We start from the raw sequence: 15280 nt of genomic DNA, 5'->3' as shown, positions 1-15280 counted from the left end.
TTAGCTCACCGCCCGGCGAATTAACCGGTGACGGGGCCCACTGGGCACCGGATTCAGGCAGTTACTACGAAACCTGCTACGCCAAAACCTCAGCCGTTGGCATCGTCACGGCCAGAAGAAAGGGGGGCTTGCGGGTGCAGTTGGCAGACTGCCTGAGAGGGAAAATCCTGCGCCTGGACCCTGCCACCGGCAATGGCGCGCCCATCACCTTCTGCCTGCTAATCAGCAAGCGGCCCCCGCGCTGCACCCCTTTTTGAACGAGCCCACGATGCGGGCTGAGCCTTTCGGCTCCGGCCAACGCGGCCTGCCGCTGGTATTGGAGCGCTGGTACGCTCACCAGCCGAACCGCGCACTGCTGCGCCACTGGCCCCGGCGGTGCCCGGATTGCAGCCGGTTTTCTTTTAGTATTTCTGTTAAACCTCACTGTCATGAAACATCTTTCTTCTTTGCTGCTGGCTAGTTTGCTGGCCTGTTGTGGTCTGACGCTAAGCGCCCAAACCCCGCCTGCGGGCTTTACTTCTACGGTTGTTTCGGCGGGCTGGAACGAGGCGGTGGGGGTAACCTTCACCAGCACCGGCAACAAGATGTTTGTGTGGGAGCGACCGGGCAAAGTGTGGGTAGTGGTGAACGGCCAGCGGCAGCTGGTGCTGGATATTTCGCCCGAAGTAGGGGGCTGGGCCGACCACGGCCTGCTGGGTTTCACCCTCGACCCGAATTTTAGCACCAACGGCTACATCTACCTGCTGTACGTGGTGGACCGCCACTACCTGATGAATTTCGGCACGGCCAATTATAATGCCGCCACCAACGACTACAACAGCGCCACCATTGGGCGGCTCACGCGCTACACGGCCACGGCCGCCGGCACGGGCTACAGCGTGAACCAGGCCAGCCGCAAAGTCCTGATTGGGACTACCAAGTCGAACGGTATTCCCTCCACCTTCAACGGCCACGTAACCAATGCCCTGGTATTTGGTACCGATGGCACGCTGCTGGTGTCGACGGGCGACGGAGCCCACCCGTACCCGGACCTCGGCAACTACAACGCCACCTACGCCGCCCAGGCCCTGGCCGATGGCATTATCCGGGCCAAGGAGGACGTGGGCTCGTTGCGCGCCCAGCTGGTAGACTGCCTCAGCGGCAAGATTTTGCGCATTGATGCCAACACCGGCGCGGGCATTCCCAGCAACCCGTTCTACGAATCGGGCAACCCCAACACGGCTCGGTCCAAGGTGTGGGCCCTGGGCTTCCGAAACCCGTTTCGGATGTGCCTGAAGCCCGGCACGGGCAGCCCCGACCCCACCGCCGGCAGCCCCGGCGTGCTCTACATCGGCGATGTGGGGGCCGCCAGCTGGGAGGAAGTGAACGTGGTGGACCGGCCCCGCCAAAACCTGGGCTGGCCGTTGTTTGAAGGCCTCACGCCCTACGATGCCTTCACCAACTCCAACGTGTACAACCGCGATGCTCCCAATCCGCTCTACAACACGGGCGGCTGCACCAAGCAGTTTTTTTACTTTCAGGACTTGGTGAAGCAGGCCACGCCCACGGGCACGGCCGCGTTCAATAATTCCTGCAATACCAGCCAGACCATTCCGAGCAGCGTGCCCATCTTCGTGCAGACCCGGCCGCTCATCGACTGGGGCCACGGGGCGGGGCCCTCGCGCACGGGCACGTTCAGCGGCTCCACGGCTACCACCGTGGATATTGGGACGGCTGGTTCGCCCGTTTCAGGCCTGCAGTTTGGGGGCAGCGCCTCCACGGGCGGGGTGTTTTATCCCTACACCGACTTTCCGGTACAGTACCGCAATACCTACTTTTTCGGGGATTACGTGGGCGGCTGGATTCGTAACCTGACCGTGAACAGCAGCAACCAGCCCAGCGCCGTGGGCACCTTCGTAGACAGCGGGGCCGTGCCGGTGGCCTTCGCCGTGAGCCCCACCGAAACCGGGCTGTTCTACGTCAATTTCTATCCTTCGGAAATCCGCAAAATCAGCTACGGGAGCACGGGGGTTCCGCCGGTGGCCGTGGCCACGTCGAACGAGACGTTTGGGCCGAGCCCGCTGCTGGTGCAGTTCACGGGCAGCGGGTCCTCAGACCCCGGCGGCAGCGCCCTGACCTACCTCTGGAACTTCGGCGACGGCACGCCCACCAGCACGGCCGCCAACCCCAGCCACACGTTCACGGCCCCCAGCAGCGCGCCCGTCAACTACCCCGTGACGCTGACCGTGCGCAACAGCGCGGGCCTAACCAACCAAAAAACGCTGACTATTTCGGCCAATAATACCCCGCCGCAGGTCACCATCACCAGCCCGGCCGCTGGCACCCAGTACCCGCTCACGGGCAACACTATTTACCAGCTGCGCGCCACGGTTATCGATGCGGAGCACAGCGGTCGCTTACTGAGCTACCAGTGGCAAACCACCCTGCACCACGAGGCGCACTCGCACCCGGAACCAATCGACACCACCCGCCAGACCAGTGCCACCATCGTACCCTACGGCTGTGGCACCGAAACCTACTACTATACCATTTCGCTGACTGTGACCGATGCCGGAGGGCTGGCTACCACCCGGGAGGTGCGTCTCGACCCCAACTGCACCGCCACGAGCTTTACCCTGGTGGATGCCGATGCCGCCACCAACGCGGACATTCAGCCCCTGGTGAATGGGGCCGTGCTGAACTTGGCCACGCTGCCCACCCGCAACCTGAACATTCGGGCCAATGTGAACCCGGCCACTACCGGCAGCGTGGTGTTTAGCCTAACCGGGGCCCAGAGCCAGAACCAGACCGAGAACGTGGCTCCCTACGCGCTGTTTAGCGACGTGAATGGGGACTACAACGCCTGGACGCCGCCCGTGGGCAACTACGTACTGATGGCCACGCCCTATTCGGACGCCGGCGGCACGGGCACGCCCGGCACCACGCTTTCCATCAGCTTCAGCGTCACGGATGGCGGCGGCACGCCGGGACCATACACGCTCACCACGGCCATTTTTGGCAGCGGCACCGTGACCCAGAGCCCGAATGCGGCCACGTATGCCAGCGGCACCACCGTGAGCCTGGCGGCCACGCCGGCGGCGGGCTTCATCTTCGCGGGCTGGAGCGGCGATGCCAGCGGCACGGCCAACCCGCTCAGCGTGAGCATGACGGCCAATAAGAATATCATGGCCACCTTCACGGCCACTACCGGCGGACAGAGCGTGAGCAGCTACACGCTGGTAAATGCTGATTCCAATGCCGACATTCAGCCCCTGGCGGCCGGGGCCACGCTCAACCTGGCCACGCTGCCCACCCGCAACCTGAACATCCGGGCCAATACCAGCCCGGCCACGGTGGGCAGCGTGGTGTTTGCCCTGAGCGGCGCGGCCACGCAGAACCAGACCGAGAACGTGGTGCCCTACGCGCTGTTTTCGGACAACGGCGGGGTTTACAACGCCTGGACGCCGCCCGTGGGCAGCTACACGCTCACGGCCCAGCCCTACACGGCGGGTAGCGGGGGCGGCACAGCGGGCACAGCCCTCACGCTGGCCTTCTCGGTAATCGACCAGGCCATCACCACCTACACGCTCACGGTAAACACCACGGGCAGCGGCACCGTGACGAAAAACCCGAACCAGGCCACCTACCCCAGCGGCACCAATGTGGTACTGACGGCTACGCCGGCGGCGGGCTTCACCTTCACGGGCTGGAGCGGAGCGGCTACCGGCTCGGCCAATCCGCTCAGTGTGAGCATGACGGCCAACAGAACCATCACGGCCACTTTCACGGCTACTGCCACCAACTACACGCTCACGGTGAACACCGCGGGCAGCGGCACGGTGACGAAAAACCCGAACCAGGCCACTTACGTCAGCGGCAGCACGGTATCCCTCACGGCCGCGCCGGCGGCGGGCTTCACCTTCACGGGCTGGAGCGGAGCGGCTACCGGCTCGGCCAATCCGCTCAGCGTGAGCATGACGGCCAATAAGACCATCACGGCCACTTTCACCGCCAGCGTCGCCCAGCAGGTGACCAGCTTTACCCTGATGAATGCCGATACGGACCAGGATATCCAGGCCCTGCCCACCGGTACCACCCTCAACCTGGCCAGCCTGCCCACGCCCAACCTGAACATTCGGGCCAATACCAGTCCGGCCACGGTGGGCAGCGTGGTGTTTGCCCTGAGCGGTGCGGCCACGCAGAACCAGACCGAGAACGTGGTGCCCTACGCGCTGTTTAGTGACTACCTGAGCGACTATTTCGCCTGGACGCCGCCGGTGGGCAGCTACACGCTCACGGCCCGGCCCTACACGGCGGGCAGCGGCGGCGGCACGGCGGGCACAGCCCTCACCATCACCTTCAGCATAACCAACCAGGCCGTTCGGATGGCGACGAGCTCCTCTGCCTTGCCCGCCAAAGCCGCAGCCCCGGGCGCTGGCGCGCTGGCCTCGGCCTATCCCAATCCCTCGTCCGATGGCCGCTTCTACGTGCGCCCGCCCGCCGATTTCGGGGCTGACGTGCGCTACCGGTTGGTTACGTCCCTGGGGGCCACCGTGGCCACTGGCACGCTGGCCGCCGAAACTACTGCTTATCAGCTGCTTGATTTCTCAGCGGCGCAGCTGGCCACTGGGGTCTACTACCTGATGCTCGATTCCGGCGCTGACACCAGCACCCGGCCCAGCCGGCCCCAGGCGCAGCTGAAGCTGCTGAAACAGTAGGCGTAAGCTCATGCAATTTGCTTGGTAAATAATTAATAATCATTTACTTAAAGCAAGTATCAGGTCAGCGAACAGTAGTGCGGACTATCTGGTTCGCGCTACTATTTGCTGACACTGAGAACTGTACACCGACCTGAAAAATGCCTATTCGATTTGCTATGCGTCAGGTCTTTCGGTTTCCGCTTACGTTGCGGGCCTGCGTGGGCTTCCTGCTGGCCGTGGTGCCGATTGGCGATGCCTGGCTGCGCGCCATGCGGGCCGGCGTGGCCATGCGCAACTCCTACAGTCCGGCGGCCGGCTTGCTCAATCTTTGGAACGTCGACTATTTCCACCCCAGCGAATAGGGCTCTTATCTGGCGGCCGGTGTGCTGTTTGCCCAACTCACCGGCCGCGACCCGCGCACGCTGGGCAGCGCCGAGCAAGCCGCCGCGGACCTGGGCATTAGCCCACCGGTAGCCGTGGCACTGCAGCAGTTGGCTTTTGAGCAGGTGTTGGCTCCGAATAATCCGCTTCCGGTAGTGCTCACTTCTTTTACGGCCCAGCGGCAGTCGGCCGGGGTACACTTGTGCTGGACCACGGCCAGCGAGGAGCGCAACGCCTACTTTGACCTGCAGCGCAGCCCCGAGGGTACCCGCTTTGCCACCGTGGGCACGCTGCCCGGCCACGCCGCCGCCTACTACTGGGTGCTGAACCAGTTGGGCCAGGAGGTAAACCACGGCACCCTCATCAATGGCGCGGCCACGGTGGGGCTGGCCCGCCTCCCCACCGGCCTCTACCAGATAACCTTGGAAACCAGTGAGGGCCGCGCCGTGCGCAGCCTCGTGCACAGGTAGCTTTTCAGGAATCAATTTCAACAAAACGCACGGGTGCCCCGAATTGACAATTCGGGGCACCCGTGCGTTTATCCAATCCAGTCTACTGCCTACTGGTCAGGGCTAGGGCAGCACGAAGCGGCGGGCGTAGTGGCCGCTTTCGCTCACCAAGTGGAGCACGTAAGTTCCCGCCGCCAGGCCCTCGACGGGGATGCTGCCGGTGCCATCGGCTGCCAGCCGGGACTTGCCCAGCCGCTGGCCCATGATGGAGTACATCTCCACTTGTTCCGAGCCCAGCATCGGGCCGGTAAACTGGTAGCGCAGGGCCAGGCCGGGCTGGTCGGGGGCCATAATATGCAGCGCAACTTTGCCGGGTTCAGTCTTCGGATTCACCGTGCGCACCGGCGAGAAAGTGGCGGTGCCATCGGTATCCACCTGCCGCAGCCGGTAGTAGAGCAGGGCTTGGCGAGTGGGCAACTCTCTGTCGGTGAAGGTGTAGGCCTGGGGGGTAGTGGTGTTGCCGCGGCCCGCCACGGTGCCAATGGCCGTGAACTCGCGGCCATTCAGGCTGCGCTGCACCACAAATTCGCGGTTGTTCTCTTCGGTGGCCGTGGCCCAGCGCAGCAGCACGGCGGCCGAGCCCTGCGCCTCGGCCGCAAAGGCCGTGAGCCGCACTGGCAGCGCCGGCGAGTTGGCCACGTCGAAGGTAATGGTGAACACCGAACCCGCTACTCCGCTGCCATTGGCTCCGGAAAAGGGCGTGATGGTGAGTCTGTAAGGGCCCGAAAGGGGCGTCCAGGCGGGGTAATTGCCCTGGAAGTCGCTCACCAAGGCATAGGGCACCAGATTCTCGATGTTAAACTGCGGCTGCCGGCCCACGAGGTCGAATTGCACGCTGCCCACCGTGGCCGGGCTGGTGTTGGCCCGGATGTTTAGGTTGGGCGTGGGCAGTGTGGCCAAGTCCAGTACCATGTCCGGGGTAATGGTCATAATATCCTGGTCCGTATCGGCATTCACCAGCACTAGGCTGCTCACGAAGCCCACCGAATTGGTCACCGTGAAGTTCAGGGTGAGGGGCCCGCCCGAGGCCCCGGTACCATCCGTGCCCTCGTAGGGGGTGGCCAGCAGGGTGTAGCTGCCTATGGGCGGCGTCCAGGCAAAATAGTCGCCCAGTAAGTCGCTAAACAGCGAATAAGGCACTACGTTCTCGGTGATGGACTGGTTCTGAGGTCCGGTCAGAGCGAACACCACGCTGCTCACCGGGTCGAGGTCGGTGTTGGCCCGGATGTTCAGGTTGGTGGGCAGTGTGGCCAGGTCCAGCACAATACCCGGCGTCAGGTCGAAGATGTCCTGGTCGGTATCGGCGTTCACCAGCGTGAAGCCGGTGATGGTGGTAGCCGCCGCCTGGGCCCCGGTCCCGACCAGCAGGGCCGGCAGCAGCGGCGTAGCCCAGGCCAGGGCAGCTACAATCAAGAAGTGCGGAAAGTAATGCTTGATTTTCATGGCCGACAGGTTTTGGTGAATGGCTACATGGGCTTTCCAGGCTCGTTCTGGTCAGCAGCCTTATATAATTATTGCATATAACAAATATAATATACTTAGCAAGTAAATTGACATTATTTTAATAAAATATTTTATTAAAATAATGTCAATACCACTATCGGCTGAATGACCAGCTTCTGAATTTTAACCCACTTATTTTGATAAAACAGGCGTTTTTACGAAGCCAGCCGGTCAGAAACAAGTCCGCAACAGGTACAGGGACAAATAATTATGTAAGAATCTCCTGGACCGTCATGGTCGGGGCAGGCTGCGTCGTGAGCGGCGGCCGGGCCAGCGTGCGGCATTGAGCAGCCGGACCCGGCTGGGCCGCGCGGGCCTGAATCAGGCGGCGCGTAGCCCGAATGCCGCCCCAGTGCTGCCACACGTAGCGGTAGGCGCGCAGCGAAGGCCGCTCCAGCAGCAGGGCGTAGAGCAGAATGGCCAGCTGCCGGGGCAGGGCCCGCAGCCACATGGGTAGTAGCTGCCGCGTCGGCGGGTTCTTGAGCAGCAGCAGCCACTGGTTTTTCACGGCATCGGCCTTTATGGTGCCGCTCAGGCGCAGGCGGCGGCGCAGGTCGGCGGGCCGGAACTCGCGCGGGTGCAGGGCTCGGCAGCCGGGCTCAAACACCGTGCGCCAGCCGTAGAGGCGGCCGCGCCAGGCAATGTCCCAGTCCTCTTTATGAGCAAAAAAACGCTCGTCGAAAAACTGCCCTTCCACCCGCAGGTCGTCGATGAAAGCGCGGCGGTAGAGGGGTAGGGCCCCATCGGCCCCGTCCACAGGGCCGGGGCGGAGGTCAGTTTCGGCCAGCAGTTGGCCGTGGTGGCGCAGCCGAAACCGGCCGTCGGGCAGGGCCTCCAGGCCGGTACTGTCGATGCGCGGGTTGGGGCCGTCGCTTTGCAGCAGCAAGCCGCACACGGTGCCAATGCCGGCATCGGAGCGCAGCACGGCCAGCGCCCGGGCCAGGTAGTTGGGCCGCAGTACAATGTCGGGGTTCACCAGCAGCACCGCTCCCGACGAGGTGCGGTCCAGCGCGTAATTGTGGCCGCCGCAGAAGCCCGTGTTTTGGGCCAGCGGTTGCAGGTGCACGCGGGCATCGGTGGCGGCCACGGCGGCCACCCGGGCACAGGTGTCGTCGGCCGAGGCATTATCAACCACCCACACCGTAAAGTCAGTGTGAGTTTGCGCCAGCACCGAGGCCAGGCACGCCTCAATAACGGCGGCACTGTTCCAGGTAACGATGGAAAGCAGCACGGAGGGCGCGGACATGACTAGTAGTGGTAAGTATTCAGTAATAAGCAGCTGGATTCAATTGGGAAGGTCTTTCGCGCTCAGCGTACCTCCGCGAACTTCTCGGTGTACCTCCGCGAACTTCTCGGTGTACCTCCGCGAACTTCTCGGTGTACCTCCGCGAACTTCTCGGTGTACCTCCGCGAACTTCTCGGTGTACCTCCGCGAACTTCTCGGTGTACCTCCGCGATAACTTCCCGCACGGTCCTGACACCGGAGCCGCATTACGCATTTACCAGCTGCCGCAGGGCCAGCTGCACGGTGTGGCGCAGGGCGTCGAGGTCCACGGTAATATCGTCCTGGCGGTCGGCGGCGGCGTTTTGTGCGGAGGCGGCCTCGTGAGCACTGATGAGCGGGAAGTGCGGCATATCGAGCCGGGCCGTGAGGTCGAGGTAATCGGGCACCACCAAGTTGCGCGGCAGCAGCTCGATGAGCGGCGTGCCCTCGGGGCAGAACACGATGTTGACCAGCCCGGCCCCCACGGGTCCTACCACGGCCTTGGCCCCGGCAAACAGGTTGACTTTCTCCCGGAAGCTGAGCTCGGTAAGGGCGTAGCTTTCAAAGCCGTATTCGGCCAACAGCGCCTCCACTTCGGGCTCGTTGCGCACCCGCCGAAACGCGGCATCGCGCCGGCTCACGTACACGTAGGGGCTGAAGCGGCGGGCGGCGGGCCCGGCGGGCAGGAAGGCATCTTTCAAATACTCGCCCACCCAGCGGGGTGCGTGGCGCCCGTAGCCCCGCACCGGCGAGGTGACCAGCAGCCGTTGGGCGCGCAGGTGGGTAGCGGTGGCCACGTCAATAATCTGCTCATTGCGAATGCCCAGCGCCAGCAGGGTTTCGACGGCGAAGCGCTGCTCCCGACTGTAAATCAGGAAGTAATCGATTTCATCCCACAGGCCGGCTTCCTCCACCAGGTGCAGGCGGGGCAGCGAGTCGAGTAGCCAGTGGTAGTAGTTGCCCATGGCCGCGCCCCCACCCGAAAGCAGGCTGCACACCGTGCCCGCCACTTCCACGGGGGGGCGGAAGTAGCGTTGTCGGAAAATGGGGTTTTCGGTGGGGCAGGTCACCGCAAAGCTGCCCGGGGCAAATTGCAGCGACGTATCGCCCACGAGGTAGTTATCGGCCGAAATGATGGCCACGCTGTCGTAATTGTCCACATTCACGCGGCCGCCGGGCAGCAGGCACACGAAGGCGGGCGCCACCTGCTCCTGGGTGGTCATACGGTCATAGTAGGTCGGGGCAAGGGTCACAAACTCGTCGGGCACTACCAGGTGCGACGTGTAGGCGGGGTACACCTCCACGTAATACGCTCCGTTGGTGGAGGTTGCGGCCAAGTCCCGGCTGCTGGGGTGCAGGCCCGTGGGGCGGTAGTGTTCGTTGCGGGGAAGCACAGTGCGCAGCAGTTGGCCGGTGCGGCGCTGGGCCCGAAGTAGTAGGTCTTGCATAATGATTGACGGTTAGAAAAAGTCCTGCCGGACTGTTGGTGCGGGGCGCGGCTACAGCATGGTGTGCAGAAGGGTAAAGGCCACCGTTGGGGTTGCGCGGCAGCCGGCGCGGCAGGAGTGCAGCGGCCTAAAACGGGGAACAAAGTCCGCGGCTAGCCCACCAGCACGGGCGGCTGAGCAGTGGCCTGCCATTCGGCCGAGGCCAGCACGGCCCGCAGGCCCGCCTGCAGCGAAATGCGGTGGTGCCAGCCCAGGGCATGCACTTTGTGCACGTCCAGCACTTTGCGCATGGTGCCATCGGGCCGCGAGAAGTCGAAATGAACTTCGCCCTGGAAGCCTACCAGCTCGCCAATCAGCTCGGCCAGTTCCCGGATGGTCATGTCGCAGCCAGTACCCACGTTCACGGCGCTGCGCTCGTTGTAGTGCTCCATCAGAAACAGGCAGGCCTCAGCCAGGTCGTCGACGTGCAAAAACTCGCGGCGGGGCGTGCCGGTGCCCCACACTTCCACGCGGGGCAGTTGGAGCTGCACGGCCTCCACGAACTTGCGCAGCAGGGCGGCCATCACGTGAGAGTTTTCCAGGTCGTAGTTGTCGTGGGGGCCGTAGAGGTTGGCCGGCATCACAGTGATGAAGTTGCAGCCGTGCTGGTCGCGGTAGGCTTCGCACATCTTCACGCCCGCAATTTTGGAAATGGCGTACGGCTCGTTGGTCGTTTCCAGCGGCCCGGTCATGATGTACTCTTCCCGGATGGGCTGCGGGGCCAGCTTGGGGTAGATGCACGACGAGCCCAGGTACAGCAGCTTGCGCACCCCGTGCCGGTGGCTCTGGTCGAGCACGTTGCCCTCAATCATGAGGTTGTCGTAGAGAAAATCGGCCCGGTAGGTATTGTTGGCGTGAATGCCGCCCACTTTGGCGGCGGCCAGCAGCACGTAGTCAGGCTGCTCGTGGGCAAAAAACCGCGCCACCGCGGCCTGGTCGCGCAGGTCCAGCTCGGCCGAAGTGCGCGTTATCAGATTGGTATAGCCCGTGCGGCTTAGCAGCCGCATAAAAGCCGAGCCAACCATGCCGCGGTGCCCGGCAACGTATATTTTGGCGTTCTTTTCCATGAGTGGGAAACGATTGGTAATCAGTTATCCAAAAAGTGCGGCGGGCGGAGCAGTGGGCGCTACTCGTCGTGGTAGCTGAGCACGGGGTGCCCGGCTTCAAGCAGTACGGCATCGCGCCGAAACAGCCGCAAGTCACTTTGCACCATGTCGTTAACCAGGGCGGGTAGGTCGTAGGTGGGTACCCAGCCCAACTCGGTGCGGGCGCGGGTAGGGTCGCCGATGAGCAGCTCTACCTCAGTGGGGCGGAAGTAGGCGGGGTCCACGGCCACCACTTCCTGGCCGGTGCGCAGCTGGAAATCGGGGTGGTGGCAGACGCGTACGTAGCCTACTTCGGCCGCGCCCTCGCCGGCAAAGGCCACCTCCACACCCAGCTCGGCAAAGGCCAGGCGCACAAACTCGCGCACCCGGGTGGTCACGCCGGTAGCAATGACGTAGTCGCGGGGCTCGTCCTGCTGCAGCATGCGCCACATGGCTTCCACGTAGTCTTTGGCGTGGCCCCAGTCGCGCTTGGCGTCCATATTGCCCAGGTAGAGCTTGTCCTGCAGGCCCAGGGCAATGCGCACCACGGCCCGCGTAATCTTGCGCGTGACGAAGGTTTCGCCCCGCCGGGGGCTTTCGTGGTTGAACAGGATGCCGTTGCAGGCATACATGCCGTAGGCCTCGCGGTAGTTCACCGTAATCCAGTAGGCGTAGAGCTTGGCCACGGCGTAGGGCGAGCGCGGGTAAAAGGGCGTGGTTTCGCGCTGGGGCACTTCCTGCACCAGCCCGTAGAGCTCCGAAGTAGAAGCCTGGTACAGCCGGGTTTTCTTGGTCAGGCCCAGAATGCGCACCGCTTCCAGCAGGCGTAGCGTGCCCAGGCCGTCCACATCGGCCGAGTATTCGGGCGTGTCGAACGATACCTTGACGTGCGACATGGCCCCGAGATTGTAAATCTCATCGGGTTGCACCTCCTGCACAATGCGAATCAGGTTGGTAGCGTCCGATAAATCGCCGTAGTGCAGTCGGAAACGCACATTTTCCTCGTGCGGGTCCTGGTATAGGTGGTCAATCCGGTCGGTGTTGAAGAGCGAGGAGCGGCGCTTGATGCCGTGCACCTCGTAGCCTTTGGCCAGGAGCAGCTCGGCGAGGTAAGCGCCATCCTGGCCTGTAATTCCGGTAATTAGTGCGCATTTCATAGGCGGGAAGGGCGAAAGCGGTTGAAGGGAATTGAAGCGGCAGGTGAGCGTTGCTTTATGCTCAGTACTAATATAGCCAAATGTATTAAGATTTATATATTCAAAGTAAATAAAATAATGCAAGTCGTTATCGGCGTATCGTCCTGCCGGGGTATTTGTCTGAATAAATAGTTGTTGGTGAGGGAGTTTGAAATATGATGGTTGGGCTGCGGACTTTTTTGGAAAGGGCAATAAAAAACCCGGCCATTTGGCCGGGTTTTTTGCGTGATGCGGCGGCTGCCGCAATAGTTGGCCCTGTTAAGGCAGTCAGCGGATTACTTCTTCCAGATTTCGATACCGGAGAGGTTGGCCGCGCCGCCGCTGGTGCCCACGTTAATGGTGCCGTCGGTGATGTTGGCCGTGAACGGGCCGAGGCGGTCCCAGTGGCCGGCCGCGCCGCTGTTGTAGTTGGACTGCATGGTCTGACCTTCGAGGCTGATATTGAAGGTTTCGGCGTTATTGTCCTCCCACACATACAGGTACACACTATAGGTACCGCTGGCAATGCCGCTGATGGCCAGGCTGGGGTTATTGCCGTACATCGACGAGCGAATCATGCTGGCACGGGCCGAGCCAGTAGTTGGGGTCAGCGTAATGTTCTGGTTGGCGAACGTGGTGACGCCGCTGGCCTGGAAGTTAGGCGCGCTGCTGCCAGCGGCCCAGCTCCGATTATCAATCGTGATGGCGGCCCCGCCCAGGTTAATGGCCCGCACGAAGGTCGGAACCGTGCTGGTGGGGGCGGCGGCCACGCTCACGGTGGTCGCCGTGGAGGTGGTGGCAGCCCCGGCGCTGTTGGTGGCGCGGGCCGTCAGGCTCAGCGAGCCGGCGGCGGTGGGCGTGAAGCTCAGGGCGTAGGGCGCGGTCAAATCCTCGCCGAGCTTAGTTGCGCCGCTGAAGAACTCCACCTTGCTGATGGTGCCGCTGGCCGTAGCGGCCGAGGCCGACAGGGCCAGGGCCTTGCCGACGGTGCCGGTGGCCGGCGCGCTCAGGCTCACCGTGGGCGGCGTAGCAACTGGCGTAGTGGTGCCGCTGTTCTGCTTCCAGATTTCGATACCGGAGAGGTTGGCCGCGCCGCCGCTGGTGCCCACGTTGATGGTGCCGTCGGTGATGTTGGCCGTGAACGGGCCGAGGCGGTCCCAGTGGCCGGCCGCGCCGCTGTTGTAGTTGGTCTGCACGGTCTGGCCTTCGAGGCTGATGCTGAAAGTTTCGGCGTTGTTGTCCTCCCACACATACAGGTACACACTATAGGTACCGCTGGTGATGCCGCTCACCGCAGCGCTGATGGCCCCGTCGTACACCGACGAGCGAATCATGCTGGCGCGGGCAGCATCCGTGGTCGGGTTCAGGGTGACTGTCTGGGCGGCGAAAGGCCCGCCGTTCACCTGGAAGTTAGCAGCGCTGGTGCCGTCTTCCCAGTTGCGACCGTCGATGGTGGCGGCGCTGCCGTTCACGTTCAGGGCGCGGAAGAAGGTCGAGTTAGGAGGCGTAGAGCCCGAGGTGGTCGTGGGCGGAGTAGTGGGCGTGGTAGTTGGGGCCGCAGCCACGGTCACATTGGCCGCCGTGGAGGTGGTGGCGGCCCCGACGCTGTTGGTGGCGCGGGCCGTCAGGCTCAGCGAGCCGGCGGCGGTGGGCGTGAAACTCAGGGCGTAGGGCGCGGTCAAATCCTCGCCGAGTTTAGTTGCGCCGCTGAAGAACTCCACCTTGGCAATCGTGCCGCTGGCCGTGGCCGCCGAGGCCGACAGGGCCAGGGCCGTGCCGACGGTGCCGGTGGCCGGTGCGCTCAGGCTCACCGTGGGCGGCGTGGCCACCGGCGTGGTGGGGGTAGTGGGGGTAGTGGGGGTGCTGCTGCCACCGGCACCCAGCGTGATGCCGTTCTGCTGCAGCTTCTGGAGCCAGATGTTCCATTCGTTCTGCTCATCGGCCAGCGTCAGCGGGCGGTCTGGCAAATGATTGGTGCCCGTGCAGGTAGGGCAAGCGCCGGGGCTGGTGTCCTGGCGGTTGATGTACGGCGTGTTGCCGCCCTCGAAGAAGAAGCCGATGGTGTTGTTCAGCATGTCGTTGTTGAAAAACACCGAACCCGACTGCTGGTAAGCATTCCAGAGGCCAGCGGCCGCGTAGCCGGCGGGCATTTTCGACCCATTGGGCAGCAAGCCACTCGTTACCATGCGGTTGTTATAGAAGTGGTTATCGTGGCCCGAGGCGATGTTCATGGCCGCGCAGGTGCTCACCAGCTGGTTGTCGTAGCCGTTGATAAAGGCCGTGGCGGTGCCAGCCGTCTGGGCGTCGCCGTCGAGGGTGATGCCCGAGCCGGTGTAGTTCGAGCCCGTGGCCGGGAATGGGTAGGCACCCTGCACGTAGTTGTCGTGCAGCTTGATGGGGTTGCTGGCCGTACCGCCCGAGTTATAGAAGTTGATGTTGTCCTCGACCAGCGAATTGTTGGGCTCGTTAATCACCTGATTCCACGATACTTCGGCTCCCGCGATGTTCAGGCCGCCGTTCACACCTATAAAGTTGCAGTACTGGCCACCGCCGTTGCGGTAGCGGCCGTCCAGGTTCTTGGCCGAGTTGTAGCGAATGGTCAGGGTTTGCGCGGTGGTGCCGTTGCCGCCCCATTGGTAGATGTCGATGCCCGTGGTCTGCTCGAAGTAGTTGTGCTCGATAACCACCGACTTGCCCGAGTTCACCTCGATAAAGCGGCCGTGGCGGGTGTTGTCGGCGCTCTGGGTGAGGCCGTAGCCCCGGTTGTTGCGCACAATGAGGGTGCTGCCGCCATTCTTGGCGTCAATCAGGTCGCCGGCACCGGCCAGGATGCAGTTCTCAATGGTAACGGGCTGCGTAGTCTGAATACTGATAGCCGGCACGTTCGAGTCGGTGCTGCGGTAGTTGCCGGAGTAAGTGCCGCCTTGCGTGATGACGAGCGGGCCGGAATACGTGACGTTGGGCGCTTGGGCCATCACCGGCACTAAGCCGGGTATCAGTGTCATAATGGATAAAAGAACCAGCGGAAAAAAACCAGTCAGTGGGCGCTTAACGAAAGAAAGAGCGGCGGTATGCTTCGGATTTTTTTGCATTCTAAATAATCTTGAAACGAAAAAATGATTTGCAATGGCCCCTTCAACCGGGCAAAAAATCAATTTGTTCCAAGCCTTATAATGGAATTTGTTATAAATCATAAA

9 protein-coding genes are annotated in these 15280 nt (G+C 62.9%); 3 read left to right on the top strand and 6 right to left on the bottom strand.

The features are described 5' to 3' along the window. The first annotated feature begins 428 nt into the window (after positions 1–428). From IEW17_RS12315 to IEW17_RS12305, 3 genes are all read left to right on the top strand, one after another. Complete coding sequence (locus IEW17_RS12315) at positions 429–4697, top strand: InlB B-repeat-containing protein (protein WP_188562345.1); 4269 nt, start codon at positions 429–431, stop codon at positions 4695–4697. A 158-nt stretch (positions 4698–4855) separates the two neighbouring features. Continuing rightward, on the top strand, positions 4856–5041 hold the full coding sequence (locus IEW17_RS12310) for a hypothetical protein (protein WP_188562344.1): 186 nt from the start codon (positions 4856–4858) through the stop codon (positions 5039–5041). A 21-nt stretch (positions 5042–5062) separates the two neighbouring features. Further along, positions 5063–5530 carry a hypothetical protein gene (locus IEW17_RS12305; RefSeq protein WP_188562343.1) on the top strand — a complete coding sequence of 156 codons (468 nt, stop codon included), beginning with the start codon at positions 5063–5065 and terminating at the stop codon, positions 5528–5530. A 102-nt stretch (positions 5531–5632) separates the two neighbouring features. Here IEW17_RS12305 and IEW17_RS12300 read toward each other — a convergent pair whose 3' ends face one another. From IEW17_RS12300 to IEW17_RS12275, 6 genes are all read right to left on the bottom strand, one after another. Beyond that, a complete protein-coding gene (locus IEW17_RS12300) occupies positions 5633–7012 on the bottom strand; it encodes a T9SS type A sorting domain-containing protein (protein ID WP_188562342.1) in 1380 nt (459 codons plus the stop codon). A gap of 268 nt (positions 7013–7280) precedes the next feature. Continuing rightward, positions 7281–8318 carry a glycosyltransferase family 2 protein gene (locus IEW17_RS12295; RefSeq protein ID WP_188562341.1) on the bottom strand — a complete coding sequence of 346 codons (1038 nt, stop codon included), beginning with the start codon at positions 8316–8318 and terminating at the stop codon, positions 7281–7283. Between the two features lie 245 nt (positions 8319–8563). Then, positions 8564–9784: a glycosyltransferase family 61 protein gene (locus tag IEW17_RS12290; RefSeq protein WP_188562340.1), complete on the bottom strand. Its 1221-nt coding sequence runs from the start codon at positions 9782–9784 to the stop codon at positions 8564–8566. Between the two features lie 152 nt (positions 9785–9936). After that, positions 9937–10890: a GDP-L-fucose synthase family protein gene (locus IEW17_RS12285; protein ID WP_188562339.1), complete on the bottom strand. Its 954-nt coding sequence runs from the start codon at positions 10888–10890 to the stop codon at positions 9937–9939. Positions 10891–10949: 59 nt separating this feature from the next. Further along, complete coding sequence (gene gmd / locus IEW17_RS12280; RefSeq protein ID WP_188562338.1) at positions 10950–12065, bottom strand: GDP-mannose 4,6-dehydratase; 1116 nt, start codon at positions 12063–12065, stop codon at positions 10950–10952. A 314-nt stretch (positions 12066–12379) separates the two neighbouring features. Continuing rightward, complete coding sequence (locus tag IEW17_RS12275) at positions 12380–15088, bottom strand: Ig-like domain-containing protein (RefSeq protein ID WP_188562337.1); 2709 nt, start codon at positions 15086–15088, stop codon at positions 12380–12382. Positions 15089–15280: the final 192 nt, after the last annotated feature.

Source organism: Hymenobacter frigidus, from assembly GCF_014640435.1.
Taxonomy (GTDB): domain Bacteria; phylum Bacteroidota; class Bacteroidia; order Cytophagales; family Hymenobacteraceae; genus Hymenobacter; species Hymenobacter frigidus.
This window is presented reverse-complemented; position numbering and strand designations above follow the sequence as displayed.